Here is a 24,973-nt window from a genome sequence, read left to right on the forward strand (position 1 = left end):
GGGCATCCTACCCTGACTGCCCCAGACGACAGTGCCAGTGTGGTGAAATTGGTAGACACGACGGATTCAAAATCCGTTGCCTTAACGGGCGTGCCGGTTCGAGTCCGGCCACTGGTACCATGAAAATCCGTTTACAATCAACACCTTGCCCCAACCCCGCCTCCATCCTTGCGGTATCTTACAATACCCAAACTTCCTTTGTGTCCACAAAGTGTCCACTTTAGCCCCACCCTGTTAACAGGCCCACAACCACTCAAGACCTTTGGCATCTTCGCTATCCAAACAGCAATTGCTATGCTCTCGTTTTCAATACACCGTAAAGCTCAACCTAAGGATAGGATGATGTTTGCAGTTATTGCTGAGAATGATGAGTCACAGTGGAGCGATGAAACAGGCACTCGTTACCACTTCCCAAAGCGCTACCTCAAATACCTCCCTGAAGGCACTCAAGTTGTCTACTACAAGGGTAAGATGAAGAACAAGCGGTACTCCGATACCAGACTTTCACCGGCCCCTCACTATTTTGCCATTGCCACGATCGCCAGCGTTTATGCTGATAGAGAAAGCTCTAAAGGTGACTACTTCGCCGACATTAAAGACTATCAGCCGTTTGACCAGGCAGTACTTGCGAAGCATGAGGGCTCTTATTTAGAAACCATACCTGATAACCGCAAGAGTAATTACTGGCGAGATGGCGTCCGCCCCATCAACCAGAGCACCTATGACATAATCCTCAGCTTTGTTCGTGGCTTATCGCACCCGCCTGCTTCTTACACACCTGAACTAGACCTCAACGACAATGACCAAGCCTTTGAGTCTTATGTAGAAGGCGAGAAAAAATCTAAATATGTATCTACATACGAGCGTGATCCGCGGCTTCGTCAACAAGCAATTGATATACATGGCGTGACGTGCGAGGCATGTGGTATCAACTTTGGAGAAAAGTATGGGCCTTATGCTGAAGGGCTTATACATATTCATCACATTGTGCCTGTCTCAACCTTTGGCAAGAGCAAGAAGGTGGACCCTAGAACAGAACTCATTCCGCTGTGTGCGAATTGTCATGCTGTTATTCACCGAAGAAAAAATAGGACCTTATCGGTAGAAGAGTTGAAGAAGATGATATCTGCTGCCAGTAGCCCTTAGAGCTCAATGAGAGGGTTTAACCGTACCGCATCATTCAGGTGATCCGGTGCCAGGTGCGCATACCTCATAGTCATCTGTATGGACTGGTGGCCGAGGATCTTTTGTAGCGTGAGCAGATTGCCGCCTTTCATCACGAAGTGGCTCGCGAAAGTATGCCGCAGTACATGTGTGCGCTGCCCTTTTGGTAACTGAATCCCTGACGCCTCAAGTGCATTGGTAAAGGCATCGTAGCAATTGCCAAAGAGTCGCCCGCTACTGGTCGTTCTGATTTCTTCGTACAGCTCTGGCGAGATCGGGACCGACCGGCTTCGGCCGTTCTTGGTGCGGTGGTAGGTAATTCGGTGGGGTTGTAACTGTTCGGCGGTTAGCTTCTCTGCCTCGCTCCACCTTGCTCCCGTCGCAAGGCACACTTTTGTCGCCAATAGCGCATCCCGTCTCCGGCGTTCCGCCAAGTGATTTAATAGAAGAGAGACTTCATCCGTGGAGAGCCAGGCCAGCTCGTGCTCATCCACTTGCAGCTTACGTACATTCTTAAGCGGGTTTTCGCCTTTCCAGTGTCCCAAGCGGATCAGCTCATTGAATACAGCTCTCAAATACACCAGCTCATGGTTCAACGTGTTGGCAGTTACGGTTTCCGATCGGGCGGCTCGGTAGTGTGTAAAAGATGCACCGGTTAACTCACTGGCAATAGGGTTGCCGAGCCCCTGACACGTAAACTCCAGCCTTCCCAAGCGGTTCTCCGCATCCTTCAAGTGCTGACCGTGCAGTTGATACCATTCTTCGATCAGTTCAGATAGGCGGCGTTGATCCTTTTTAGGCGGCTCCCATTCAGGGTTTTGGGCATGCTGAGACTTCATCCAGGCTTCCCAGCGCAGTGCTTCGGCCTTAGTTGCAAAAGATTTCCGATAACGCTTTCCTGAGCGCCCACCTAAACGAAGGTCTATTTTCCATCTGCGTTTGTTATTATCTCGGCTAATCATTCATTAGCCCTTCAGTACCTTCTTTCTTGAGATATATAAGATATTTATCTTGGGCATCAAACATATCACTTCTACCCATATCAGTTTTTAATATGTCACATCCAAATTTTGTCAAAGACATCTTTCCGTTTTTATGAATTTTGGTAAGTCCCATTTCTTTAGCCATATAAAGAAATGCGAGGCTCTCATAAATACTACCATTTTTATAATTAAATTCTATTATAGTAGATGAGTAACCTGAATTTTCCGATATGATTCCCAGGAGGTATTGAAATGATTTTTCAAAGCTATTTCTAATATCTTTTACATTCTCTGGACTAAAATCCATTTTTTGGTCGCCATCACTCATGACTTGAACTTCATGATACTTTTCCACAATTGGCGATTGAATTTCAATCAAACCTGATAACTTTTTGTTTTCATCTTTAAGTGATAAGATAAATTTATTTAAAGCTTCAATATCTTCATCTTTTTTATAGACTTCCTGATTTTTTGCTTCAAGATCCATTTTCATTTTTTTTATTATTGAATTTTGTTCTTCTAATTCAGTTTTAGCATTTTCATTATCCGATCTCAATACTGCATAACTCTCGTCATAACCTTTCATAAGATCAAGATGGTGACGCTTTAAATCTCTAGCTTCATCTTCATCTAAAGCCTTAACCTCATCCTTTTTAATTTTTATATCCTTTAACTTATTTTGGTGATCTCTCCAAACCCCATACATAAACCTTTCAGCATAAGGAAATATAAACATATAAAAAAATGAAACTAATAGGGGATATGTGAAATAAAAAATAAACTTCTCATCAGATGGAATATCTTCTATGTATTTTATTTTTTCTCGCACACTTAATGAGGAGAAAATAATTAGTAAAGTTTTATAGTTAATAATAGACCAGGCTATTGAAAAGCTTCCCAAAAAAGGACTATGCAGTCTGTCATATAGAGTAGCCTTTATTGCATTAATTGAATCCATTATCATTTTATTCACTCTTGAGAACTAGTCTTTCTCGAAAATAAAATATTTTATTTTTCCTAAGTCGTAATTTTTCTTCAACGCCTGCCTAATAATCCTTATCCCACTATCAGAGCAGATCTTATTTATAAACTCATCTCTTTTAACTCTATCAATCCTTTTATGAGAAGAGTCATCAAGCTCCATTACTATTATTGGTCTAAATGTCTTAGGGCAACAAAGCACATAGTCAAAGTGTTTTGCCTTGATTTTATTAAACCACTTATAATCAGCATCCCCGAAGCGCTGCTTTTTAACTCTAAAAACATCAGCTACTCGGACTTTGGATAGAATATAGTATTTATCACCAACAACATCCTGTAAGACCTTCATATATTTCAGCTCAGCAGGCGTGAGGATGCTATCTTCCACCTCATAGATTTCAGAGTAGTCCTTTACTACATCGCTCTTGGGCTTTTCCTTGAAGTCGATGACCTTATCACCGCTTTCCTTTAAAAAGTCTTTTGGCAAGAAATCACTGAGGCTCAGTGTCTTTGGCGCTTTGGATTGCTGCCCTGACTCCCAGGGATCAAGCTCTACACTAGAGCCTTTAGCTCTTCGGGGAGCATTGCGCTGCCCTTTGAGCCCACCTGTATGAGAAGAGTTGTTTTTGACGAGAAAAACGATGGTGGCGATAAAGCCAATTGCAATGATGAATTCCATTTCATTCTCCTTGCTTACCTATCCCTGTACTGCCGAACCAGGCATTGTTGATCCTCTCTGCGAGTACGTACCCTTTCCCTACCCGTTGTAAGCCTTCCGTGTCTCTTCAATCTCAGGACTAACCTGCCCTAGCTCCGGATGCGTCTCACCAAATACAAACCACATCTTGAACTCTGGAAAGGCCCCGGCGATTGCTGAAATGTGATCCTGGTTAATTCGTTGCCTCTGATGATAGAGGTTTTTGATTGTATCTCTTTCTAGACCAGTCTTGTCAGCAAACTCGCTGAATCGTTTGCGTTCACTGCTCCCGTACCAATTTATCAGCGCTATAAGACGCTCATTCATGATAGAAAAATACCATCGTGTTAAATCTACACGATAACAATCATCGTGCTAAGATTATCGTGTAATTAATTCACTATCCGTTAGCTCTCATAGAACAGTATAAAGGTAAAACGCCATGAACGCCCCCGTATCGATCCAGCTTCCTGCTTCCATGCCATTCGTTCCGATCATGGATCGCGCTCGTTTTGCTGAGCTGGTTGGTATCACCCAGCCGACTCTCGAGAACATGATCCATCGCGGTTACATCCCTGTGATTTCGCCTAGCAACGGCGATGAACGTGCCCGCCGCTCCTTCGTCAACGTGGCCAAGATCATGGCCGAATGCATGGAGGCAATCTGATGACTGCTCAACTGACCCTGCTCACACCTGCTGAGTACCACCAGGCTGAATCTGACCGCCTTGCCGCTATGCAGGACTATGAGTGCATCTTTGCCATGTTCTCTGAAGTAGCGGCTGAGTCCTGTCGTTTGGCTGTTCAGGGTGTGGATATTAACTGTGAGGTTAATCCGATTGGCTTATATCTAGTGATCTGCGCCCCTGTGCCTACTGGTCCGCTGTGTGTCCGTAATTACCACGTCGATGCGGTTAACGCTTGGCATGACGTTGGACGGGGCCACTACTTCCCCGGTGTTGGCTCATTTCGTTCTGACATGTGCGTGACTGACCGTTACACCATCCATTTTGGTGCGCCTTTGTCTCAAGTTGAGCCAGCTATTGAAACCATCCTGCGTCGCTTTGCCCTGATGGATCGCAACACAGACGCATGTCGCGTCATGGGGGTGGCAGCATGACCAGCCTGATTCTTTACCTACTGTATGCCTTGGCAGCAACCGCTTATATCCGGTTCTACAGCGACACCGATCAGCCATTTGAAACGATGGTTGGTATGTGGATCGGCCTTGCCATTGCCTGCCTCTTGGTCGAGCTCATCAGTTTCATGGGCCGCTTGGTGTCCTTTCACCTGTGGAAGCGTAAACAGCGCGCTTCCTCTCCCTCTCCCACTACTCAGGGCTGCACCCCTGAAGGGGGCGTCAGTGCTCACCGCGCTGACGACAATTCGACTGGCGGCGTAACCGCCCCCGAGGTCACATGGCGTGCCTCGGGTTCTCATTCCGCTGGTGGAGCCCATGAATAAGCGGCTGCGCCAAATGGTGAAACCGGCTGAGGCGATGGGCCTGTGCCTTGTCTGCGGACAGCACCAGTGCAACTGCCCGCCGGTTCCCACTGAAATGACCACCAAACCGCGCCCGCTCTACACCTTCGGCGGTCGTGTCTCACGCTGGTCTGTTTGCTCATGCGGTGCGCTGCTCGCTGTACCCACCGCTTACCCCGTTAAATGCCCTGATTGCGGCGAACTGAACTGAGGAAAACACCATGAACATCACCATGAATGCTGACGTTATCCAGGCAAGCCGTTACGACATGGACGGCAACAAGGGCGGTTCCATCATCACCACCCAGAAGTCGGACGGGACCAACCCCGACCGCGCTGGCCTTGAGCTGATGAAGCTGGCCTGTGACTACGCAACCGTGGACCTGCTGCGCGATCACCTGCCCTGCAAATGCGAAATCGTGGCACAGCCCACCCAAGGGGCCGGACAGAAGATGGCGTTCAAGGTCGTCTCCATCAAACCGGCTGGCACTAAGGCTGCCGCGTGATTGGGCAGCGCCCTCGGTTCGGCGGGAGACGCGAAGCGTCTCTTGACCGAACGGCGCAAGAGGCAGAGGGCGCGCTACAGCACGCGACGCGTTGAGTTTTCCACAAGGGGGAGTCCATGCAGGTATTACCGATTTGCTCAGGCGACATGACCACGCTCGCAGATGGCAGCCTTGCATGCTCCACCCAGTGGCAACTGTTACCGGTGGATCAACTGCTGACAACCTTTGATCCGCTGAGTATGGACCCGACCGTTCTGGCTGCGGCGTTCGGGTCTGGCTTTATCGCAGTCGCAACCTTCCAGTGTGCCGGTCTTGCGGCCGGCGCCGTTCTTAAATCAATCCGAAAAATGTGAGGTGCTCTCATGGATTACACCACTATCACCGGCTCCATCGATTTCACTACTGCTCTGGCTGCAATCGGCGCTGTTGCCGCTGCACTGGGTGCACTGTACATCGGTATGAAAGGTGCGAAAGCCGTGTTGGGCTTCCTGAAGTAATTCGGGGTCTTCGGCGCATTCCTGGGGACTTCGGTCCCCTTTTTTGTCAGTGGGGGTCTTATGGGGGATTTATGGGTATGGACGTTTTTCGTGCTTGGCTGCGCTTGTGCGTATGGGGCGTTCTCTCGGCTTTAGTGCAAACTGCATCTGCTGCTGAAATCTCATCTAGTTCAAAAATTTATTATGCCGAAGGTGGTTTTCCTTACTCCACCTGGGGAACTGGTGTTTGTCGGCAGCTTGGATATGCAGCCGCTTATTCCAGCGGCGCTTATATCTACTGCTCTGATACTGGTAGAAATGATGACCTCCATGATCGCGTATATGAGTCGCTTTGTCGGTATGCAATGTGGCATCCAGCATGCAACGATGAAGTTCCTTTCCCGGATGAGAAGTGTCAAGAATGGGAAGGTGGCGAAGTCGTCCTTGAAATGGATGCTTTCACCGGCGGCTATCCCTCTCAGTATTACAGTGTTGAAGGCTGTCGCGCTGTTACTACTACAGCAGGCTGTGCCGACGATTTGGAGACCGGCAACCGTGTCTGCACGGCTATCGTTGAGTTCACCGGCGAGGAAGCGACCGGTACGGCTGAAGAAGGCCAGTGCGATGTCGAAAGCGGTTGTGAAACTGCCGGAGAAGAGCCCAAAAAGTGTTTCGATAGTAACGGTGTGTATCTCGGCACGGTTTCCGCCAATTCCTCCTGTCCAGCCGGTTACACTGATGATCCCCAGGGCGAGAAGAACTGCCTCAACCCTGATGGCACCGTGGGCTATATCGTAGGGGGCTCCGCTGAGTGCCCCGAAGGCACTACGGCTGAAGATGATAACAGCTCGCCCACCGATCCCACTGATTACACCAATTCCGATGGTTCTCTGGATACCGGTGACGGGACCGGTGATTCTGATGCGTCAACCGGTGACGGATCTACAGGGGACGGTTCTACGGGGGATGGCTCTTCCGGCGATGGGTCGGGGAGTGGTGACCCTGATGTTCAGCCTGATGACCAGAATCAGCCTGACTGTGATCCCACCAAGTTCGGCAAGGATGGTTGCTTAAAGCCCACCGATGAACAGCAGGAGCGGGGTAAAGATGCCGGTCTTGGTTCGTTCATGGAGCGGCTGGATGCGGTGCCCATCATTGCCGCCGTCAAAGACATTAGCGGCTCAGTCCCTTCCGGCTCCTGCTCGCCGTTGTCGATTGATACAGCCTTCTTCTCATCCTCAACGAATATTCACTGCACGGTCATTGCCGAGAACTCGGGCATTCTGGAGGCGGTCTTCACTGCCATCTGGGCCCTGTTCGGCATCCGTATAGTCATGTCTGCCTAAGGGGGATTTATGCTCGCACTTCTGCCGTTCTATGACACGCTCGAACACTGGTTCAAAGAGATGTTGTACTGGCTCTTTGATGTGTTGGCTTCGCTCCTGGAGGAGTTGCCGGTACCGGAATTCTTTAATGATGCCTCCGGTGCATTCTCCTCCATCCCGCCCAGCGTGGCTTTTTATCTGGCACCGATGGAGCTGGAACTTGGGTTGAGCATCATCCTCGGTGCCTATGTCCTCCGGTTTGTCATTCGCCGTATTCCGATCATTGGGTGATCTATGTCTGTCTCTGCTTATACCGGCCTGCCGGGTTCCGGCAAATCCTATGGGGTCGTTGAGAACGTCATTCTTCCGTGCCTTAAAGATGGCCGCCCGATCGTGACCAACCTGCCGCTGAAACTCGGTGAGCTGCAGGAATGGTGCCGCAAGAACGGTGCGCCCATGCCGCGGATTGATATTGTCGATCTGTCCGAAGTGGCCAAGTCGGTAGAAGAAGGGTTCCTCTCCATGCGCTATGGCGCGGTGCATGTGTTCGATGAAATCTGGCGGGTCTGGCCCTCGGGTCAGAAGGTCACCCAATGCCCTGAAGGTCATCGGGAATACTTTGCCGAGCATCGCCACCAGGTCGATGCTGCAGGGCGCTCAACCGAGATCGTTCTGATCACTCAGGACCTGTCCCAGATCGCTTCATGGGTGCGCAACTTTGTTGATGAAACCTATCGCGCCCAAAAGCTGAACCATGTTGGGCAAGACAAGCGCTACCGCGTGGACGTGTATCAGGGCGCAGTCACAGGGCAGCAGCCACCCGAGTCGCGCCGGTTGCGTCAGTTCTATGGCAAGTACCAGCCGGAGGTGTACCAGCTCTATCAGTCGGCCACCAAAGCCCAGAACAGCGGTATGCATGGGGCGGGGAAAGAAGTGAAGGCCGATAAGCGGGCCAACATTCTGAAGTCACCCAAGATATTGGCCAGCCTGATCGGGGCACCGATTCTCGGTGTGGTCGCCCTGATCTCCGTGTTCAGCATGCTGCAATCCGGTTTTGTCACTGGTGCGCAGACCGAAGACCTTGAGCCTGAAGTGAAACCCTCGGCCCCGCCGCAGGTATTCAACATGAAACAGAAGCCCAGCGCCTCCGCTTCAACCGCCCAGGCACAACCCAAGCCCAAGCCCGAACCCCAGTTCGATGATCCAGATGGCCGCCTGCCGGCTCCATCGGATGACTGGAAGCTGGTCGGGTCCGTTCGTATTCCGGATGGGTTCTTCTACGTGGTGCGCAACACGGTGGGATACCGCTATATCGACCCGTCTGCTTGCCATGAGTATGAGGGCGGTTATCAGCTCTGGTGTCACGTTGACGGGCATCGGGTGGATCGAACAACCGGATACCAGCGAGGAACCATGGTACGGACGCCTGCACCGAGCGCGATGTGATCCCGCGATCCGTGAGCGTAGCGACTCGGGCGCGGGACACCAGCGCGCGAATGCAGGTAGTCCACTACCACTCCGAGACGGCCCTGTAGCACGTCTCAAATAAAAACACGCAAGACGTTATAAGCAGTCACTAGCAGTCATTAGATATCAGGTGCAGCTGATGAACAAAGAAAGCCTTACCCGTTACAACACCCAGTTTGAGCCTTCAAAGGATGGTCGTGTTTTTGTAAGTCCTCATGGTGAAGTAATCGACCTGTCTGGGGTCAAAATTCTGGATACGTCCATTGATACCGTGCGTCAGCTCTACAACGGCATGTTGAACCATGACCTCCTGGACGAATTGGAGGAACGATTAGAGGCTGAATTTAAGCCAGTGGTTGAGTATCAGGGCCATCTCTGGCGGCTGCGGCGTGGTGGAAAGGCGGGCTTCAAGTTCCTGCTGCAAAATGCCGAGTTCGGCGTAGTCATTCTGATCAAGAACAACCACACCACTGCCGATCGGGCCGGTAGTCACTGCAAAATTGAGGTATCCCCTAAGTTGATCCGTGACCAGTCCCCCGATGTGCTGCAGCATCAAATGGATGAATTGGCGGCGGGTTGGTTCGTGACTGCACCTTCTCCCTGTGGTGTGGCGATCCACCTCGCAACCGATTGGCAAGGCTGGGTACCGCCTGCCGACTTCGTGGACCGGCTTACCTGCCGATCACAGCGCGTAAATGACCGCAACGGCTTCCAATCGCTGGAGGTGACAACCGGCGAAGTCGCGAGTATCTACGGGCGTGGGCAGTCCTACACGTTTGGCACTGTCTCAAGCCTCCAAGCGACGCTGTACAACAAGTCGAAAGAGATCATTGCCCACGATAAAATCGACTACTTTCACGGCATCTGGTCACGGAAGGTCGATCACGACCTGACTACACCCCTATGGAATCCTGACCAAGACGTATGGCGCTTGGAGTTCCGCTTCTCACAAACTGTGCTTCGCCAGTTTGCCGACTACAACCAAGTATCACTGAGTACCTACGAATCCGTCACCGACTACCTTTCACACCTCTGGGCCTATGGCCTTGACCGATTCCGACTGGATGCTGACAGGCGCTTTGTAGATCCGTTCTGGACCGTACTGCATGATGACACCCAGTGGGGCAAACCTGCCTCCAACTTCGTGGCCAAGCGGAAGTACAAAACAGCCGGGATAGGTAATGAACGGAACGTAGCCCTTGCCTTGGGCAACCTGCTATCCATCTATGCCAGGAACAACATCAGTGCTCGCAAGGCTTGGAGCTGTTTGAAGAAGTCGGGGCTTTGGCGTGATCTGATGGGGTACATCAAGGCCCGGGACCTAACAAAATCGGACCTATTCGACCTTATTGAACGCGGGCTACTTGAACGGAGATTAACCAGCAAAGTTGCAGCATAGCCAATACCTCATTAGGTAGTCATTGGCTCGCTTCATTCGTCATTCGTATATTTTTTGTTCAAATTTCGCTATGATGCAGATGTGGTGCAAATTTGATGCAGCCACAGATGAATTACTCTCGAAAGGAAAACTAGACATGCCACAACTGAAGCAAACAGATACCACTCGCCCACGCCCAGCGACTGCGCGTGATGTGGTTGCTGCGGCTGAAGCTGGTAACAAAGTCTTTGAGTTCCATCAGAAGCACAACCGCTTTCCTAATCAGGATGAGCTGGCGTTCTTCGCTAAGTACAACAGGTTCCCGACTGAATCAGAGCTTGCTGCAGAGGCTCGCCACTGATCAGTGTCTAAGGTTTACACCTGCCCTATTTTCAGGGCCCTGCCAGGATGGCAGTACCACAAAACCAGCTTTGAAGATTACAAGCTCAAAGGCATCGTACCTGACTACTTTGGTCGAGATGCTGAGCTTTCGCTTCCTGACGTTCACCATATTCACCTGGCACACACTGACGAATTAGCGGCAGAGTGGGTGGAGCGCTACCCACACATATCTCAGGTGTATTACCGAACCACCCGCATCAGTGAACCTGAAAACGACTACTGGTTGATTTATGCTTACGATGATGTTGATCAGTGCTACTTGCTGTTGACCATTGTGGGCCCTGAGGCCCATAACCAAGACAAATGGCGCAGCTATTTAAACGGGCTCCTCATATCCATTGTAGAACCTTGGATTCAAGGACGTTTGGAAGGCGTTGAGTAGTGACCACAAAATGTCCACGCAGTAGAGAAACAAAGGCTGCCACTGAGATCAAAAACATCATAAGCCTTTGATATGAAAGAACATGATAGACAGTGGTAACCCGTAAAAAGGTTTCAAAATCCGTTGCCTTAACGGGCGTGCCGGTTCGAGTCCGGCCACTGGTACCATGAAAATTCGTTTAGAATTGACACCTGTAATTAGTGAGCCTTCACGGCCACAAGATCTTTTCCAGCTCCGCAATAATCGCCTCCCGTGTATCCTCCCCAGCCTTATCAAGATTAAGCTCCCGCCACTTTACAGCGGGAAGCTTATCGAGACCGTCCTGTCCAAGACGCTCCCATTCAGGGCTGCGCCGATAGAAGGATATAAGGAACTGTTTATGGTCCTCGGGCATACCGGATACCACGCCCGCCGCCAGTGTAGCGCGAGCGGCCACTAGTGTTTCGAGTAAAACCTCATCTTCCGTCATACCCCGAAAGTTCTGCTCGTATTCCTGCGCGATGTCTTTTTCAGTTGGAACCAGAAGCGACTGCGGTGAATGATCGTGGCTAATGAGATAGATGATGAGCGCTGTCCGCAGTTCATCGGTGAGCCCTTCATTCTCTAAAAGCTGGTTCACATCGAACAGATCACGGGGGTGCTGCCGATCCAGCGCCGCCATGATTTTACCGGCATAAAGATCAGCAAAAGAAAGCACATTGATTTCAGCGAAGCCGAATTCATCTTCCGCCTTCTCTGAAATCATCGTCATGACAGGATCATAGACACAACCCCGCAGAACCGGTGTCACCTCGATCTTTATCTGTACGCGATCAGGTGTTCGGACAACGAGCTTGTTGATTTTGGAGTGCCCCTTCGGGGCCGTCGCGTTGATTGATATACGGTCATCGCTTTTTCTGAGGCGGTCCGCAATGCGCTTTAACGCCGCATCTATTCCCGATAAAGCCTCGCCCCTGTCCCCCTGCGGCAACCAGGTAAGATCAATATCGACGGATAAACGTGGCATATCACGGATGAACAGGTTAATCGCCGTCCCTCCTTTAAGCGCGAAGCACTCCTCTTCCGCCACATGCGGAAGCGTGCGGACCAGCAGCTCGACCTGTTTACGATAACGATCCTCAAAAGCCATCAAGCTCCTCCGGTACGGTAACCTGGTAGACAGGATCAAGCTTACCGCCCTTGACCAGCATCCTTTTACCGGACCCAAGGTTGATCTTCGATTTCTCGATACGATCCAGCCATTTATGCCGATGCCGGTCGGCAAAAAAGAAGAACAAACGTTTGACCTTCACGCTGCGACACTGCTCCAGCAAGCGCTGTAACCGGCGTGGACTGAGCCCCGCCAGCCCCTCCATGATCATATCGGCATTGTGAAAGCTCTCATCAGTCGGTAATTCATCGAGCAGCTCCAGAATGGCCCGCTCGGGAGACGACATCATCATCGGCCATTTCCATTGCCCCCAGCGCTCGATCCGCAGCGCCCCGGGTAATGAAGCTTCAGGTGCGCTGACAGCTCCGGATTCCAGAGACGGCCCTTCAGCCATTTCAACAGGTGGCAGAAAACGTGCGCGGTTATGCACGATAAACTTAACGTCCATCGGTAATTTGGCTACCCAGCCGGGCAGCTTCCCATCGCTATAGAGGTGAATGGACGATATAGAATGAGAGAGGTAATGGGCATAACCCTGGAGCTCCAGCGCCGACCGTCCACCGACAGAGACCGGCAAGCCGAGAAGCGTCTGCATGGAAATCACCACCTGCTCCCAGCCAAGAACGCCGCGCGGACGACGAAACACGCCCCGAACCGGCTGCTCCAGCCAACCGGAACGAACATACTGGCTGCGCAAAGAGCGCGAATAACCACGCGCCTCCAGCCAGCCCGCATCGACAAGCAACCCCTCGGGCAGCTCGCGTTCCAGTCGGTTTAACTTATTTCCATTACGCACATTCATACTATACAAATTAGATCAATTTCAAACCAAGCACAAGTTTAAAATATCACTCATAAGAACAGTCAAACTATGCAAAATGGATCATAACCAAACCTTCAAGGGAGTGGTAAGCAACATCAACCTGTTAAGCGGACCGATTTGATTCCAAGCGCTCCTTACGCTCGTTAACCTCGCGGATATCGAGCCTTACTCATCCATAAGCACCCGATTTCTGCCGGCCTGCTTGGCTTCGTACATGGACTTGTCTGCCCTTTCAAACAGACTCTCTGAGGTATCGTCCTGACGCACCTCGGCCCCGCCGATGGAAATCGTCACTTGCACCGGCTGTCCCTGAAAGTTGAACGGGCTCTTTTCAACGGCCTGTCGAATCTTCTCGGCGGCCTGCTTCGCTTCCTCTGCGGTTGTCGAAGGCAGCAGGATCACGAATTCTTCGCCGCCGAAGCGGGCGATAAAGTCCACCTCACGCAAATGATTTCGAAGTACCTTGGCCGTCAGGCGTAACACCTTGTCACCGGCCAGGTGGCCGTACTGGTCGTTGATGCTCTTGAACTTGTCCAGATCGCCCACACAGAGACTGAACGGCGTCCCATAGCGCTGAAAACGTTTGAGTTCTTCGTCAAACTTCTGGTCGAAAGCAAGGCGGTTCGGCAGACCGGTCAACGGATCCGTTCTGGATTCGACATGCGCGTCCTCGGCCTGCTTTCGGAACGACTCCGCTTTCTGTTCCATTTGACTGACGCGCTCGATCAGCGCGCTCTTTTCTTTTTTCAGTGTCGCCAGGTGCTCGTCTTCGCTCGCCTTGTGGGTATTCATCGCCTGAATAATGCTGTCCAGCTGCGCGTTAACTGACAGCTTGAGCTCGTTGATGTCGTGCGTATTCTCAACCGTGGTATGAATACGGCTGACATCCTGACGCACGGTCTGATCCAGCAAATTATTGCGCTTGCGTTGCTTCTGCTCCAGCTCATCGGAGGTGTCCACAAAGCTGCGCAGGTAGGCCAGTTGCTGATTCAGGTTCACCAGGTAATCCTGAATATCTGCTTCCAAATTGCCCCCGCAGGCGCGCATCAGCCCCGACAGGTCTTCCAGACAGGCTTCCAGCGTTTGGGCATCAGGGTCAACTTCAAGCCGATGCATCAGTCCGTGGGCACGAGCGGCATGCCGGGAAGGCACATTGATCTGTTTCAACAGCTCCAGCATGCGGGCGGCCAGCCGTGCCGTAACCACATCGTTAATTTTTGAGACATCGTCATCGGCATCTTTTGCCACAGCCACATGGCTCAGTTTTTTCTGCACGCCCAGAAGTGTCGAGGCGATATCCGGCAGCAGCGACAGGTCAGTATCCGGCTCCTCCAGGCGCTGGCGTACATCACCCAGGGTACCGCCACAGGCCCCATCCCTGTCCTGCAACAAAAGCAGCCCTGACCAGTCTCTAAACTGCTTGAGCAGGGAATCAACCAGCTGCCCGCGAGTACCCTCGAGCCGCCTTACATGCTTTTCCGTCTTGCGCAGCAACTCCTGCACCGAATCGAGCTTGCCGGCGTCCAGCTCTGATTTAAGCTGGTCCAGCAATGCATCCAGTTTGGGTGACTGCCCGTGGGTCGCCAGATTGAGCTGTATGGCAAGACTGCGCAAATGAACGAACACGCCGGACAGCTGCTTCTCATGCCGCTCAGTCTCACGTACCAGCGCCTTGTATTTACTTTGCCAGTCGTCTTTCTTGCCAAACATTCAGGTAGGTACTCTTGTAGTTGTTGTCAGTTTCTTAATTCGAGCTTACTGCCTCGTCTTGCTGCCGCCACAGGCAGCTAAACCGTCGATCAGGCGCCCCCAGAGGATTGTCGCTGCTGCCTTCGCGAAACCTTCTGTCGGTACATGCGTTCATCTGCAATTTTTATAAGTGCCTGCCTAGTTTGGGCATCCTGCGGATACTCGGCCACGCCCGTACTGAACTCAATATTGCACCCGATCGGGTTGCTGACTTCAGCCTCCTGCAATGCCTCGACCAGCCTCTCAAATACCGAGGCCGTTTGCTCGCGTGTACACCGTTCTGCAACCACCAGAAATTCATCACCGCCCAGGCGAATCAGGTAATCACTACTGCGCAGGACTTTCTGGAGCTGGCGAGCCAGGCGCTTGAGCGCCATGTCACCTACATCATGGCCGAGGCTATCGTTAATTTCCTTGAAACGGTCCAGGTCAACCATGACCAGCGACAAGGGTTCGCTCTGACGCTCTGCCCGCGCCAAGGCTTTCTCCAGAAGGTCGTCAAAACGAAAGCGGTTATAGGCACCCGTGAGTGTATCGAGTTCGGCCTGTTGCTTCAGGTCTTCATATGCATTCAGGAGCTTTTGATGCTGACTATGAAACGCCGTTTCCAGCAAGTCGATTTCACGAATTCGCCAATTCTTGCGCGGAGCTTCCACCAAGTCAGTGTGATCATCGATCTGACGCATTTTCTCACTTAGTCGTTCAACAGGCTGAATAATATTGCGCCGGGCATGATGCGACAGGATCATCAAGGTGGATACCAGAGTGAGTATTACAATCAGCAGCACACCCCACACAAGGTACCGAAACGGCAGTTTGAGGGATAGCACAGGCGAGCTGATTGCCAAGGCTCCTGCCAGCTGCCCCGACTCAACGCCGTCATGGCACATCTGGCAGCGCTGATCGAACAGTATGGGGCGGTAATATGTGAGTGTGAGGCCCTGCTGCTGAAAGAAATCACGCTTCTCCAAGCGTTCGAGCTGCGCCTGAATCAGGTCAACTTTGCCGCCATACTGGCGGGCAACCAGGTCGCTGCGAAGCACGTCATATCGAATGGCTTGAGTTTCGTCTTGCAACAGGTCCAGCTGAGCACGGATTTCCTCTGAGGCCGCACCTCTGGCCATCAGGTTGTAAAAACGTTCAAAAACCAGGTCTGATGTCAGGTGACTGTCCCGGTATATTTGCTGCTCAATCGCACCCTTGTATGCAACGAAGCTGATGCCTGCTAGCAGGATCAATGCAACAAGCGCAGCACGCAGCAGTGCTGTGTTGAGGGAGTGGGATAACGAAACTGACGGACGCACAGCGATATCGCTTTAATACCAGACACAACCTGTTATCACTATACAGTACATGTCCCTGAGCGCATCCGCTAATGAAGATCTTCGGCGGCATCCATATTCGCTCTGGCCTGGGGCTCAATTGCAATCGCTCTCGCAGCTTCAAAACAGTTGAACTATTGTTTGTTTAACAGAAGTAGCAGGCGCGCCCATGGCCAATTCTCCCATTGCCTCCGAAAAGCTCAGGGAAGTCATTCACATCCACACGGACGTCATCAAGCTGGGCCACAGCCTGGGGGACATCATTCAGCTTGTGACCGACCGCACGCTGGGCCTGGTCGACGCCGACGGAGCAGCCATTGAGCTGGCCGAGAACAACGAAATGGTTTACCGGGCTGCCTCAGGCATTGCCCGAGACCACTTGGGCCTCCGGCTGAAACGCAAGAACAGCTTCTCCGGCCTGAGCGCCGAAACAGGCAAAGTCATGTATTGCCCGGACAGTGAACGGGACCCCCATGCGGACCGTGAGGCCTGCCGCAAAATAGGGATGCGATCCATGGTAGCTGTGCCGCTGATTCACGGTGATACCTGCACCGGTGTTCTCAAGGCGATGGCGAAGGCACCTGAAGGGTTTGATGCCGGCAAAATCGAGCTGCTGGAACTGTTGTCTGAGCTGGTCGCCTCGGCCATGTACTTTGCCACCCACTTCAACGATTCAGACATCTACTATCAGGCGACCCATGACCCGCTGACCTCGCTGGCCAACCGCTCACTGTTTATGGACCGGTTACGCAAGGGCACGGCCAGCTGCCTGCGCAGCCGACAGCTGCTGGGGCTGGTCATGCTGGATGTGGATGACCTGAAGCTGGCCAACGACCGCTACGGACACCGCCTGGGGGATGCTCTGCTGCTCGAAATTGCCAACCGTTGTACCTCGGTCTGCCGTTCGACAGATACCGTGGCGCGACTGGGAGGCGATGAGTTCTGCCTGATCCTCACGCCGATAAAGGACCGCAAGGAGATCGAGTGCTTCCTTAAACGGCTCAAGAAAACCCTGGCACCTCCCCTGCTGTTTGATGACATCAAGCACGAAGTGAACACCAGTATCGGGACAGCCGTCTTCCCCGAAGACAGTGACAGCCTGGACCAGCTGATCGAAACCGCCGATGCGCGCATGTATGAAGACAAGCGCAACCGAAAAGCCTCAAAACGCTGACTCTCCTTATAAAAAGCCCCGGCAGTGTGATCACGCGGCCGGGGCTTTCACTTTCAGGCTAACCGAGCCTGATCAGATCTCTGTATATCAGACGTCGAAGCGGTCGGCGTTCATCACCTTGGTCCAGGCATCAACAAAGTCCTTGACGAATTTCTCCCTGTTATCATCCTGCGCATACACCTCTGCATAGGCACGCAGGATGGAGTTGGAGCCGAACACGAGGTCCACGCGTGTCGCGGTCCACTTCACATTGCCGGTGTTGCGCTCGACCACTTCATACAGGTTGGAGCCGACCGGCTTCCAGCTGTACTGCATGTCGGTCAGGTTGACGAAGAAGTCATTGCTCAGAACGCCTTCCCGATCCGTGAACACCCCGTGACGGGTACCGCCGTGGTTGGTGCCCAGCACACGCATGCCGCCCACCAGGGCTGTCATTTCAGGTGCCGTCAGCCCCATCAGCTGGGTGCGATCCAGCATCATCTCTTCGGGCGTGACCACGTAGTCCTTTTTCACCCAGTTGCGATAGCCGTCATGCAGCGGTTCCAGGTATTCAAAGGAGTCCGCATCGGTCATCTCGTCGGTCGCATCACCACGTCCGGGCGTGAAGGGTACGTCGATGTTCACACCGGCATCCCGCGCGGCCTTTTCAACCGCTGCCGTACCGCCCAGCACAATCAGATCCGCCATGCTGACAGGCTTGCTGAGACCGGACTGAACGCCTTCCAGAGCCTTGAGCACCTTCTGCAGACGCTCAGGCTCGTTACCTTCCCAGTCTTTCTGCGGTGCCAGTCGGATACGAGCGCCGTTGGCACCCCCGCGGTAGTCAGAGCAACGGAAGGTACGCGCGCTGTCCCATGCGGTTGCAACCAGCTCGGACACACTCAAACCGGTTGCCAGAATCTTCGCCTTAAGGTCGGCGATCTCATTGGCATCCAGCGTGTAATCAACGGATGGCACCGGATCCTGCCAGATCAGGTCTTCATCAGGTACATCCGGCCCCAGATAACGGCTCTTCGGCCCCATGTCACGGTGGGTCAGTTTGAACCAGGCCCGTGCAAAGACTTCATCGAAGTACTCCGGATTCTGCCGGAAGTGCTCGGTAATCTTGCGGTACTCAGGGTCCACTTTCAGCGCCATATCCGCATCGGTCATCATCGGCATGCGGCGGATCGACGGATCTTCCACGTCCACCGGCATGTCTTCTTCCTTGATATCCACCGGCTTCCACTGGTTGGCCCCGGCCGGACTCTTGGTCAGCTCCCACTCGTGATCCAGCAGCATGTCAAAGTAACCGTAGTCCCACTGGGTCGGGTTGGATGTCCAGGCCCCTTCCAGGCCACTGGTCACCGCATCACGGCCTATGCCTCGGGTCTTGTGGTTCATCCAGCCAAAACCCTGCTCTTCAATCGGGGCAGCTTCGGGTTCCGGCCCCAGAATGTCGGCGTCGCCATTACCGTGCGCCTTACCAACGGTATGACCACCGGCGGTCAGGGCAACGGTTTCCTCATCGTTCATCGCCATGCGCTCGAAGGTAACGCGCATGTCTTCGGCGGTTTTCAACGGATCAGGGTTGCCGTCCACCCCTTCAGGGTTCACGTAGATGAGACCCATCATGACGGCTGCCAGCGGGTTTTCCAGATCGCGCTGGCCGGAGTAACGGCTGCCTTCACTGCCTGTGGGTGCAAGCCACTCGCGCTCGGATCCCCAGTAGGTATCCTTCTCAGGGTGCCAGATATCCTCACGCCCGCCGCCGAAACCGAAGGTCTTGAAGCCCATGGACTCATACGCCATGTTACCGGCCAAGATGATCAGGTCGGCCCAGGACAGCTTGTTACCGTACTTTTTCTTGATCGGCCACAGCAGACGACGCGCCTTGTCCAGGTTGCCGTTGTCAGGCCAGCTGTTGAGAGGCGCAAAACGCTGGTTGCCGGTACCACCACCGCCACGGCCATCCGCCACACGGTAGCTGCCAGCGGCGTGCCAGGTCATGCGGATCATGAGCCCGCCGTAGTGCCCCCAGTCTGCCGGCCACCAATCCTGGCTGTCAGTCATCAAGGCCTTGAGGTCATTTTTGACCGCTTCCAGGTCAAGCTTTTTGAATTCTTCCGCGTAATTGAAGTTTTCGCCCAACGGGTTGGTCTTGCGGTCATGCTGATGAAGGATGTCCAGATTCAGCGTTTTGGGCCACCATTCCATGACATCTTTGCTGGCCGAGGTATTACTGCCGTGCATAACAGGACACTTGCCTGCCGAACTATTATTCTGGCTCACGTCTGCTCTCCTTATCCTCTTAGAGCCGTGATGGCCGAACTGCTCCGTACTGCTCTTCATGGCCATCACAGGCATAGCTCTCCGCATGTGCGGAATATTTAGCGTGTGAAATCAGAATAGTCAGAGGATCAGGATTCGCCCAAATGGCTTTCTTTATCCTGGTTATAAAGAATCGCTATCAGGCGGTTCAGGACAACTCCCGATGACAGAATACGCGGTTGCGTCCGTTGCGTTTGGCGGCATACAGCGCCTGGTCAGACATCTTCAGCAGCACATCGCCCGTAACCGGGTCAGGCAGGTCACGACTGCAGGCCATACCCACACTGATCGTCACATCTCCCATCGACTGGACCTCTTGCAGCAGCCTTCGTGCCAGTATCAGGGCCTCATCATGACTCGTACGCGGCAGAAGAATAGTAAATTCCTCGCCTCCATAACGGCCCAGGCTATCAACGCGCCTGAGTGATGACTGAAGCTGCTCCGCTACCCGCTTCAGGATCCTGTCCCCTTCGGCATGTCCCTGGTGGTCGTTAACCTGTTTGAAGTGGTCGATATCCACCATCAACACGACCAGCGAAGTATCGAAGCGATTACACCGGTCCACCTCTCTGTGCAGCCGGTTCATCAATTCGCGTCGGCTCAGAACGCCAGTCAGGGCATCGGTCTCAACCAGCGCCCTGAGTGCCTGCTGCACGGATTCACTGCCCACCAGCTGCTGGCGAAAACGGAACACCAGGCTCGTGGTCAGCCCGGCAATCATCGAGATGAGGACCCAGATCCCGAGATGGATACGGTCAACCCGCGCCAGCATGTCATTCACCAGCGGGTCTACATGTGCGGCACTGCGGGTGAAGCTGATCCCCCCGCGCAGATCACCGACCTTATACCCCTGCTGTTCGTGGCAGGGCAAGCAACTGTGAACAATGTCCAGCCGCGCCATATAGCGGTACTGATCGCCCACGCGGTCAACATGTTCTGTCGCGCCGGTCTGCTCCATCAGGCCGAGGGAATCACTCTCCCAGCGGCCCGCCCGGTTAACGGGATTCAACGGGTTCCGGCTGGTAATGCGCATGTTTACATCCGCATCGGCCAGAAGCTCGGAGATCTGACGCGTCATGTAGGCGGGGTTAACCTGAGTCAGGCGCCTGCCCAGATTGTCCGTAATATCGCGGTTTTCCAGTTCAAGATAGGGGTTGGGCGGGGTAAGGGAGGACACCGGCACATACACGCTGCCCTGAGCAGCATTCCAGTGACGTGTTGCACGGATCAGTGTAAATGCAGCCCGGCCTTGCGCCTGAAACACCGACAGTGCCGCACCCTGAATCGCATTCCGATTGATCAACCATGAGGCGCCCACCACAAAGGCACAGAACAGCCAGACAGCCAGGTTGATCAGGATTAGTTGGCGTATTCGCATGGCCCACCCATTCACACCCTACACCCACAGCATACAAGTGTTTGCTTATGTATAGAAACTCTAGCGTAGAGATGCTGGCCGGGATCACTGTTCATGAAATAAACAATTGATCCCGCCCATGGGTGAAGTTATAATACTAAGGTCTAACACACATTTTTGGGGAGTGTTGTTATGAACCAGAAGCACTACACCGGTCTTGCAAACGAAGATCGTCGTATTCACCAGGAACTGGTGGCTATGGGCTACACGGATGCCGATGCATCCAACAGCCAGAGTGCTGTTGCCAAGGCGTTCAACCAAATCCGTGACCTGCTGACCTGGATGCGCTGGAAAGCAGAAGTCGGCGTATATGGTTGCCGCATCGGCGCACCGCGTCACGCCTATCAGGCGTAACGCCTCTTCACCACTTCATGGTGTTGATTCCTTATCTGTTGTTTGTTCTTTTGATGCCCGCAGGCCTTGCCCGCGGGCATTTTTTTATCCGCTCGATCAATCCATCCGCTGCTCAGGGCACGTAGACTTCCCTTAAACGACAAGGGAGTTTAGATACGTGACGGAACCCGTCCTGCGCCTGATTCTGGGCGATCAGCTAAGCCTGAACCTGGCGACCCTGAGAGATGCCGACCCGGACAGGGATCTGATTCTGATGTGTGAGCTGCACACGGAAGCCACCTACGTCGCCCACCATCGAAAAAAACTGGTGCTGGTGTTTTCCGCCATGCGTCACTTCGCCAGGGCCCTGAAGTCAAAAGGCTTTCGTGTTCGCTACCGAAAACTCGACGATACCGATTCCGTCACCTGCTTTGTCGAGGAGATGGAGCAGATTCTGGAGGCTTCCGGCTGTCGCCGCTGCGTCATCACCCAGCCGGGTGAGTTCCGCCTGCTGCAGCAGTTTACGCAATGGCAACAAGAGTGCGCTTATCAGGTGGAACTGCGCGAAGATGACCGTTTCCTGTCAACGCCGGCAGCGTTCGAGCAGTGGGCGAAAGGGCGCAAACAGCTGAGGATGGAGTATTTCTACCGCCTGCTGCGGCGCGAACACAATGTTTTGATGCAGAATGGAAAACCGATTGGTGAGCAGTGGAATTTTGACAGTTCAAACCGCAAGGCCCTTCCGGCGGATCGTATCCCCCCTTCACCCACACGCTTTGAACCCGATGACATCACGCGTGACGTGATTCAGATGGTCTCGCAGCGGTATGACCACTTCGGTGATCTGGATGATTTTCACTACGCCGTCACCCGCGAGCAGGCGCTTCAGGTTCTGTCCGAGTTCATCCGCGACCGCCTGCCGAATTTCGGTGACTATCAGGACGCCATGCGTCAGGGCGACCCCTGGCTCTATCACTCCCACCTGAGCTTCTACCTGAACCTGGGACTGCTGGACCCGGCCGAGACGCTGGCCGCTGCCGAGAAGGCCTTCCATGACGGCCAGGCACCGCTGAACGCGGTAGAAGGCTTTATACGTCAGATTCTGGGCTGGCGGGAATATGTCCGTGGTCTCTACTGGCTGCAGATGCCGGACTACGCAGAGAGCAACTTCCTCGATGCACAGCGCCCCCTGCCGGCCCTGTACTGGGGCGCTGAAACAGCGTTGAACTGCCTGAGCCAGTGCGTAGACGATACACGTCGACATGCCTATGCACATCACATCCAGCGTCTGATGGTACTGGGCAACTTTGCATTGCTGACCGGTATCGAGCCCAAGGCGGTGAACGAGTGGTATCTGCTGGTGTACGCCGATGCCTATGAGTGGGTGGAGATGCCCAATGTACAGGGCATGGTGCTGTTCGCCGATGGCGGGCTGATGGCCAGCAAGCCCTATATCGCCAGCGGTGCCTACATTCACCGCATGTCCGATTACTGCACTCGGTGCCGGTTCGATGTGAAACAGAAAACCGGACCGCGCGCCTGTCCGTTCAACTATCTGTACTGGGATTTTCTGGATCGACACCGGGACAAGCTGGCCTCCAATCCGCGCTTGGGGCTAGCGTACCGCAACCTGGACAGAATGTCAGCCGAAGCACTGGAGGCAACCCGAGAAAGCGCGCGTATTTTCCTGCAGGAACTGGAATGATCAGCGCAGAAGGCTGCCCAGCGGTCCCGGCGGCAGCTCCTCCAGAGGAAGCTGGCGGTACTGCTTGAGCTGTGACTGGCGCAGTTTTTCGGCCGGCTCCAGTGGCAGTCGGTCGGTCAGTCGCAGGTAACGGTCCACCATGCGCAGACGCTCATCCCGCTTGCCACTCGTATCGCGGGCCGCCTCCAGAAACAGCTGCGCCAGATTCAGCAGGGCCGGCACATTGCCCGGATCGTACTCGACCGCCAGCCCGAAATAACGCATGGCCTGAGACATCTTGCCCGCCAGGTAGTGTTTCACGCCCAGTCGATTTACCTTGTCGCTCATCGCCTGATCACGGCGCGCGCCGGTACGGGGTGCTTCCTGCTCGTCGGTCTCTGGCTCCAGGATCGGGACACTGTCCCCGGCCAGCACCAGCTTTTCGCGCTCCAGCTCCAGAGGCTGCTCCAGCGCCCGGTTGTGCTCTTCAGCAAATGAGCGCAGCTGCTGAGCCTGCTGCATCTCGCCCAGATCCTCACACAGCCGCGACTTGAGCAGGTTGGTCTTGACCTTCAGGCTTTCATCACGCGGGAAGGTGAATTCGGCGTTATTCAGAATGGCATCGAAGTCATTGCGCAGCTCGATTTGACGGCGCTTGTCGGCGTCCTGCATCTCGAGCCGACGGATATTTGCCAGACGCAGATAGGGCTCGGGGGAGCGGTAACAGCTGCGCCGCCCCAGCATGATGGAGCGCCGATACGCCCCTTCTGCCATATCCAGCACCCGCGTCTGAGTCGCTACCCGGCCCAGCTCCATCTGGCGGGGAATGCCCAATGGTGACTTGGCAGTCGCCTGTTTCAGCGTTTCTCGTGCCTCATCGAGTGCACCATTTTGCTCATGCACTTTTGCCAGCAAGTCATACGCGGAGATCAGCAACGGATAATGTTCAATCAGGCTGTTGAGCAATTCCCTGGCGTCTGTCAGGCGGTGCATGGCGGTCATCGCCTGTGCCATACATAGCCCGATATCCTTGTCCTGTGTCTGCCAGAACAGCGGTTCCAGCACCTCATACGCTTCTTCCGGGCGTTTCAGGTCGATCAACAAACTCGCCTTGAGACGACAGGCATACTCGAAGTTGGGGTCCTGACGCGGGATATCGTCACAGGCGATCACGGCCCCCTCGAGGTCCCCGACCTCAATGGACTGCTCAACCGGACGCAGAATCTGTTTCCGCAGCACCAGCTGATCCAGTCGCGCCTTGAGTTCATCAATGGAAAAGGGCCGGGTAAGCAAATCGTCGGGACGGCTGTCGATAGCGTGCAGTACTACCTCCTGCGAGGCATCACTGGTCATGAAGATCCAGCCCGCCGTGGGGCGGATATAGCCCCGGTAGCGCGCTTCTTCCAGCAACTGCATGCCGGTCACGGCATCGCTGCTGTTATGCCCCAGCAGGATAATATCGTAGGACGATTCCTGAATCAGATTCAGGACCTTGTCGTTCACTGTGGTCGCCAGCAGATTCTTGACGCCCAGCTCACGCAACATGTAATAAATAGTCGACCGCAGGTTGCCGCTGCTGTCAATCAGAAGCACACTTTTGTCTGAGTAGTCGACCGTACGGGATGCCACTGTGGCTATTTACCTGTTACCAAACGCTGAACGCCCGAAGGCATGAATATGAACAAGTATACAGAGGGAAGGTAAACCGAAGAAGAGCAGCGCCCTGTCCCGGAAAAAAAACCGCCGAGCATCGGGTGAGAATACTCGGC

27 protein-coding genes and 1 tRNA gene are annotated in these 24,973 nt (G+C 53.6%); 18 read left to right on the forward strand and 10 right to left on the reverse strand.

Features of this window, described 5'->3' with window-relative positions; genetic code table 11:
- Window positions 1-33: 33 nt before the first annotated feature.
- Both H9C73_RS13980 and H9C73_RS13985 read left to right on the forward strand, forming a co-directional pair.
- Window positions 34-120: transfer RNA gene (locus H9C73_RS13980), tRNA-Leu, on the forward strand.
- A 222-nt stretch (window positions 121-342) separates the two neighbouring features.
- Complete coding sequence (locus H9C73_RS13985; protein WP_209288520.1) at window positions 343-1,146, forward strand: HNH endonuclease; 804 nt, start codon at window positions 343-345, stop codon at window positions 1,144-1,146.
- Here H9C73_RS13985 and H9C73_RS13990 read toward each other — a convergent pair.
- The 3 genes from H9C73_RS13990 to H9C73_RS14000 are packed head-to-tail and all read right to left on the reverse strand — an operon-like array spanning window position 1,143 to window position 3,807.
- On the reverse strand, window positions 1,143-2,126 hold the full coding sequence (locus H9C73_RS13990; RefSeq protein ID WP_209288521.1) for a phage integrase: 984 nt from the start codon (window positions 2,124-2,126) through the stop codon (window positions 1,143-1,145). The two genes, H9C73_RS13985 and H9C73_RS13990, sit on opposite strands and share 4 nt — an antisense overlap.
- Window positions 2,119-3,111: a hypothetical protein gene (locus H9C73_RS13995; protein WP_209288522.1), complete on the reverse strand. Its 993-nt coding sequence runs from the start codon at window positions 3,109-3,111 to the stop codon at window positions 2,119-2,121. Before H9C73_RS13995 ends, H9C73_RS13990 begins: the two co-directional genes overlap by 8 nt.
- 18 nt (window positions 3,112-3,129) lie before the next feature.
- Complete coding sequence (locus H9C73_RS14000; RefSeq protein WP_209288523.1) at window positions 3,130-3,807, reverse strand: DUF2726 domain-containing protein; 678 nt, start codon at window positions 3,805-3,807, stop codon at window positions 3,130-3,132.
- A 460-nt stretch (window positions 3,808-4,267) separates the two neighbouring features.
- Between H9C73_RS14000 and H9C73_RS14005 the strand changes: the two genes are divergently transcribed.
- The 13 genes from H9C73_RS14005 to H9C73_RS14060 all read left to right on the forward strand — a co-directional run bounded on the left by H9C73_RS14005 (window position 4,268) and on the right by H9C73_RS14060 (window position 11,242).
- On the forward strand, window positions 4,268-4,492 hold the full coding sequence (locus tag H9C73_RS14005; protein ID WP_209288524.1) for a hypothetical protein: 225 nt from the start codon (window positions 4,268-4,270) through the stop codon (window positions 4,490-4,492).
- Window positions 4,492-4,944 carry a hypothetical protein gene (locus H9C73_RS14010; RefSeq protein ID WP_209288525.1) on the forward strand — a complete coding sequence of 151 codons (453 nt, stop codon included), beginning with the start codon at window positions 4,492-4,494 and terminating at the stop codon, window positions 4,942-4,944. The genes H9C73_RS14005 and H9C73_RS14010 overlap by 1 nt, the downstream gene beginning before the upstream one ends.
- The gene (locus H9C73_RS14015) at window positions 4,941-5,288 is read left to right on the forward strand and encodes a hypothetical protein (protein WP_209288526.1); all 348 of its coding nucleotides are present in this window, start codon (window positions 4,941-4,943) and stop codon (window positions 5,286-5,288) included. The genes H9C73_RS14010 and H9C73_RS14015 overlap by 4 nt, the downstream gene beginning before the upstream one ends.
- Window positions 5,281-5,517, forward strand: a complete 237-nt coding sequence (locus H9C73_RS14020; RefSeq protein WP_209288527.1) for a hypothetical protein — start codon at window positions 5,281-5,283, stop codon at window positions 5,515-5,517. Before H9C73_RS14015 ends, H9C73_RS14020 begins: the two co-directional genes overlap by 8 nt.
- Window positions 5,518-5,527: 10 nt before the next feature.
- The gene (locus tag H9C73_RS14025; RefSeq protein WP_209288528.1) at window positions 5,528-5,812 is read left to right on the forward strand and encodes a hypothetical protein; all 285 of its coding nucleotides are present in this window, start codon (window positions 5,528-5,530) and stop codon (window positions 5,810-5,812) included.
- Between the two features lie 116 nt (window positions 5,813-5,928).
- Window positions 5,929-6,165: a hypothetical protein gene (locus H9C73_RS14030; RefSeq protein ID WP_209288529.1), complete on the forward strand. Its 237-nt coding sequence runs from the start codon at window positions 5,929-5,931 to the stop codon at window positions 6,163-6,165.
- A 9-nt stretch (window positions 6,166-6,174) separates the two neighbouring features.
- Window positions 6,175-6,309: a major capsid protein gene (locus tag H9C73_RS16155; RefSeq protein ID WP_236014293.1), complete on the forward strand. Its 135-nt coding sequence runs from the start codon at window positions 6,175-6,177 to the stop codon at window positions 6,307-6,309.
- A 77-nt stretch (window positions 6,310-6,386) separates the two neighbouring features.
- Window positions 6,387-7,634, forward strand: coding sequence for a hypothetical protein (locus tag H9C73_RS14035; RefSeq protein WP_209288530.1), 1,248 nt, complete (start codon window positions 6,387-6,389; stop codon window positions 7,632-7,634).
- 9 nt (window positions 7,635-7,643) lie between these two features.
- The gene (locus H9C73_RS14040) at window positions 7,644-7,904 is read left to right on the forward strand and encodes a DUF2523 family protein (protein WP_209288531.1); all 261 of its coding nucleotides are present in this window, start codon (window positions 7,644-7,646) and stop codon (window positions 7,902-7,904) included.
- Window positions 7,905-7,907: 3 nt separating this feature from the next.
- Window positions 7,908-9,059 carry a zonular occludens toxin domain-containing protein gene (locus H9C73_RS14045; RefSeq protein ID WP_209288532.1) on the forward strand — a complete coding sequence of 384 codons (1,152 nt, stop codon included), beginning with the start codon at window positions 7,908-7,910 and terminating at the stop codon, window positions 9,057-9,059.
- Window positions 9,060-9,219: 160 nt separating this feature from the next.
- A complete protein-coding gene (locus H9C73_RS14050) occupies window positions 9,220-10,479 on the forward strand; it encodes a hypothetical protein (protein WP_209288533.1) in 1,260 nt (419 codons plus the stop codon).
- A gap of 136 nt (window positions 10,480-10,615) precedes the next feature.
- The gene (locus H9C73_RS14055; RefSeq protein ID WP_209288534.1) at window positions 10,616-10,819 is read left to right on the forward strand and encodes a hypothetical protein; all 204 of its coding nucleotides are present in this window, start codon (window positions 10,616-10,618) and stop codon (window positions 10,817-10,819) included.
- Window positions 10,820-10,822: 3 nt separating this feature from the next.
- Window positions 10,823-11,242, forward strand: a complete 420-nt coding sequence (locus H9C73_RS14060) for a type II toxin-antitoxin system YafO family toxin (protein ID WP_209288535.1) — start codon at window positions 10,823-10,825, stop codon at window positions 11,240-11,242.
- Between the two features lie 208 nt (window positions 11,243-11,450).
- Here the strand turns inward: H9C73_RS14060 and H9C73_RS14065 are convergent, their stop codons facing one another.
- The 4 genes from H9C73_RS14065 to H9C73_RS16390 form a co-directional block, all read right to left on the reverse strand.
- Entirely contained in the window at window positions 11,451-12,371 is a 921-nt protein-coding gene (locus tag H9C73_RS14065; RefSeq protein WP_209288536.1) for a nucleotidyl transferase AbiEii/AbiGii toxin family protein, read from the reverse strand.
- Window positions 12,361-13,194 carry a type IV toxin-antitoxin system AbiEi family antitoxin gene (locus H9C73_RS14070; protein WP_209288537.1) on the reverse strand — a complete coding sequence of 278 codons (834 nt, stop codon included), beginning with the start codon at window positions 13,192-13,194 and terminating at the stop codon, window positions 12,361-12,363. The genes H9C73_RS14065 and H9C73_RS14070 overlap by 11 nt, the downstream gene beginning before the upstream one ends.
- A gap of 186 nt (window positions 13,195-13,380) precedes the next feature.
- Window positions 13,381-14,925, reverse strand: coding sequence for a sensor domain-containing diguanylate cyclase (locus H9C73_RS14075; protein WP_209288538.1), 1,545 nt, complete (start codon window positions 14,923-14,925; stop codon window positions 13,381-13,383).
- Window positions 14,926-15,014: 89 nt separating this feature from the next.
- A complete protein-coding gene (locus tag H9C73_RS16390) occupies window positions 15,015-16,268 on the reverse strand; it encodes a GGDEF domain-containing protein (protein ID WP_209288539.1) in 1,254 nt (417 codons plus the stop codon).
- A gap of 187 nt (window positions 16,269-16,455) precedes the next feature.
- On the opposite strand from H9C73_RS16390, the gene H9C73_RS14085 reads away from it, so the two are divergent.
- Window positions 16,456-17,460, forward strand: a complete 1,005-nt coding sequence (locus tag H9C73_RS14085; RefSeq protein ID WP_209288540.1) for a sensor domain-containing diguanylate cyclase — start codon at window positions 16,456-16,458, stop codon at window positions 17,458-17,460.
- A gap of 87 nt (window positions 17,461-17,547) precedes the next feature.
- Here the strand turns inward: H9C73_RS14085 and katG are convergent, their stop codons facing one another.
- Entirely contained in the window at window positions 17,548-19,731 is a 2,184-nt protein-coding gene (gene katG, locus H9C73_RS14090) for a catalase/peroxidase HPI (protein WP_328797984.1), read from the reverse strand.
- A gap of 187 nt (window positions 19,732-19,918) precedes the next feature.
- A complete protein-coding gene (locus tag H9C73_RS14095) occupies window positions 19,919-21,148 on the reverse strand; it encodes a GGDEF domain-containing protein (protein ID WP_209288542.1) in 1,230 nt (409 codons plus the stop codon).
- A gap of 171 nt (window positions 21,149-21,319) precedes the next feature.
- On the opposite strand from H9C73_RS14095, the gene H9C73_RS14100 reads away from it, so the two are divergent.
- Together H9C73_RS14100 and H9C73_RS14105 are read left to right on the forward strand one after the other, a co-directional pair.
- A complete protein-coding gene (locus tag H9C73_RS14100; protein ID WP_209288543.1) occupies window positions 21,320-21,541 on the forward strand; it encodes a hypothetical protein in 222 nt (73 codons plus the stop codon).
- A gap of 157 nt (window positions 21,542-21,698) precedes the next feature.
- Window positions 21,699-23,225, forward strand: a complete 1,527-nt coding sequence (locus H9C73_RS14105; RefSeq protein ID WP_209288544.1) for a cryptochrome/photolyase family protein — start codon at window positions 21,699-21,701, stop codon at window positions 23,223-23,225.
- Here the strand turns inward: H9C73_RS14105 and H9C73_RS14110 are convergent, their stop codons facing one another.
- Window positions 23,226-24,797, reverse strand: a complete 1,572-nt coding sequence (locus H9C73_RS14110) for a response regulator (RefSeq protein WP_328797985.1) — start codon at window positions 24,795-24,797, stop codon at window positions 23,226-23,228. It abuts the gene before it with no gap.
- Window positions 24,798-24,973: the final 176 nt, after the last annotated feature.

It is taken from the genome of Marinobacterium alkalitolerans, assembly GCF_017776525.1.
Classification (GTDB): Bacteria; Pseudomonadota; Gammaproteobacteria; order Pseudomonadales; family Balneatricaceae; genus Marinobacterium; species Marinobacterium alkalitolerans.

Bases quoted from the DNA above. Each gene is read 5' to 3' on its own strand.
- H9C73_RS13985 (WP_209288520.1), top strand. From the start codon at position 343: ATGTTTGCAGTTATTGCTGAGAATGATGAGTCACAGTGGAGCGATGAA.
- H9C73_RS13990 (WP_209288521.1), bottom strand. From the start codon at position 2,126: ATGATTAGCCGAGATAATAACAAACGCAGATGGAAAATAGACCTTCGT.
- H9C73_RS13995 (WP_209288522.1), bottom strand. From the start codon at position 3,111: ATGATAATGGATTCAATTAATGCAATAAAGGCTACTCTATATGACAGA.
- H9C73_RS14000 (WP_209288523.1), bottom strand. From the start codon at position 3,807: ATGGAATTCATCATTGCAATTGGCTTTATCGCCACCATCGTTTTTCTC.
- H9C73_RS14005 (WP_209288524.1), top strand. From the start codon at position 4,268: ATGAACGCCCCCGTATCGATCCAGCTTCCTGCTTCCATGCCATTCGTT.
- H9C73_RS14010 (WP_209288525.1), top strand. From the start codon at position 4,492: ATGACTGCTCAACTGACCCTGCTCACACCTGCTGAGTACCACCAGGCT.
- H9C73_RS14015 (WP_209288526.1), top strand. From the start codon at position 4,941: ATGACCAGCCTGATTCTTTACCTACTGTATGCCTTGGCAGCAACCGCT.
- H9C73_RS14020 (WP_209288527.1), top strand. From the start codon at position 5,281: ATGAATAAGCGGCTGCGCCAAATGGTGAAACCGGCTGAGGCGATGGGC.
- H9C73_RS14025 (WP_209288528.1), top strand. From the start codon at position 5,528: ATGAACATCACCATGAATGCTGACGTTATCCAGGCAAGCCGTTACGAC.
- H9C73_RS14030 (WP_209288529.1), top strand. From the start codon at position 5,929: ATGCAGGTATTACCGATTTGCTCAGGCGACATGACCACGCTCGCAGAT.
- H9C73_RS16155 (WP_236014293.1), top strand. From the start codon at position 6,175: ATGGATTACACCACTATCACCGGCTCCATCGATTTCACTACTGCTCTG.
- H9C73_RS14035 (WP_209288530.1), top strand. From the start codon at position 6,387: ATGGACGTTTTTCGTGCTTGGCTGCGCTTGTGCGTATGGGGCGTTCTC.
- H9C73_RS14040 (WP_209288531.1), top strand. From the start codon at position 7,644: ATGCTCGCACTTCTGCCGTTCTATGACACGCTCGAACACTGGTTCAAA.
- H9C73_RS14045 (WP_209288532.1), top strand. From the start codon at position 7,908: ATGTCTGTCTCTGCTTATACCGGCCTGCCGGGTTCCGGCAAATCCTAT.
- H9C73_RS14050 (WP_209288533.1), top strand. From the start codon at position 9,220: ATGAACAAAGAAAGCCTTACCCGTTACAACACCCAGTTTGAGCCTTCA.
- H9C73_RS14055 (WP_209288534.1), top strand. From the start codon at position 10,616: ATGCCACAACTGAAGCAAACAGATACCACTCGCCCACGCCCAGCGACT.
- H9C73_RS14065 (WP_209288536.1), bottom strand. From the start codon at position 12,371: ATGGCTTTTGAGGATCGTTATCGTAAACAGGTCGAGCTGCTGGTCCGC.
- H9C73_RS14070 (WP_209288537.1), bottom strand. From the start codon at position 13,194: ATGAATGTGCGTAATGGAAATAAGTTAAACCGACTGGAACGCGAGCTG.
- H9C73_RS14075 (WP_209288538.1), bottom strand. From the start codon at position 14,925: ATGTTTGGCAAGAAAGACGACTGGCAAAGTAAATACAAGGCGCTGGTA.
- H9C73_RS14085 (WP_209288540.1), top strand. From the start codon at position 16,456: ATGGCCAATTCTCCCATTGCCTCCGAAAAGCTCAGGGAAGTCATTCAC.
- H9C73_RS14095 (WP_209288542.1), bottom strand. From the start codon at position 21,148: ATGCGAATACGCCAACTAATCCTGATCAACCTGGCTGTCTGGCTGTTC.
- H9C73_RS14100 (WP_209288543.1), top strand. From the start codon at position 21,320: ATGAACCAGAAGCACTACACCGGTCTTGCAAACGAAGATCGTCGTATT.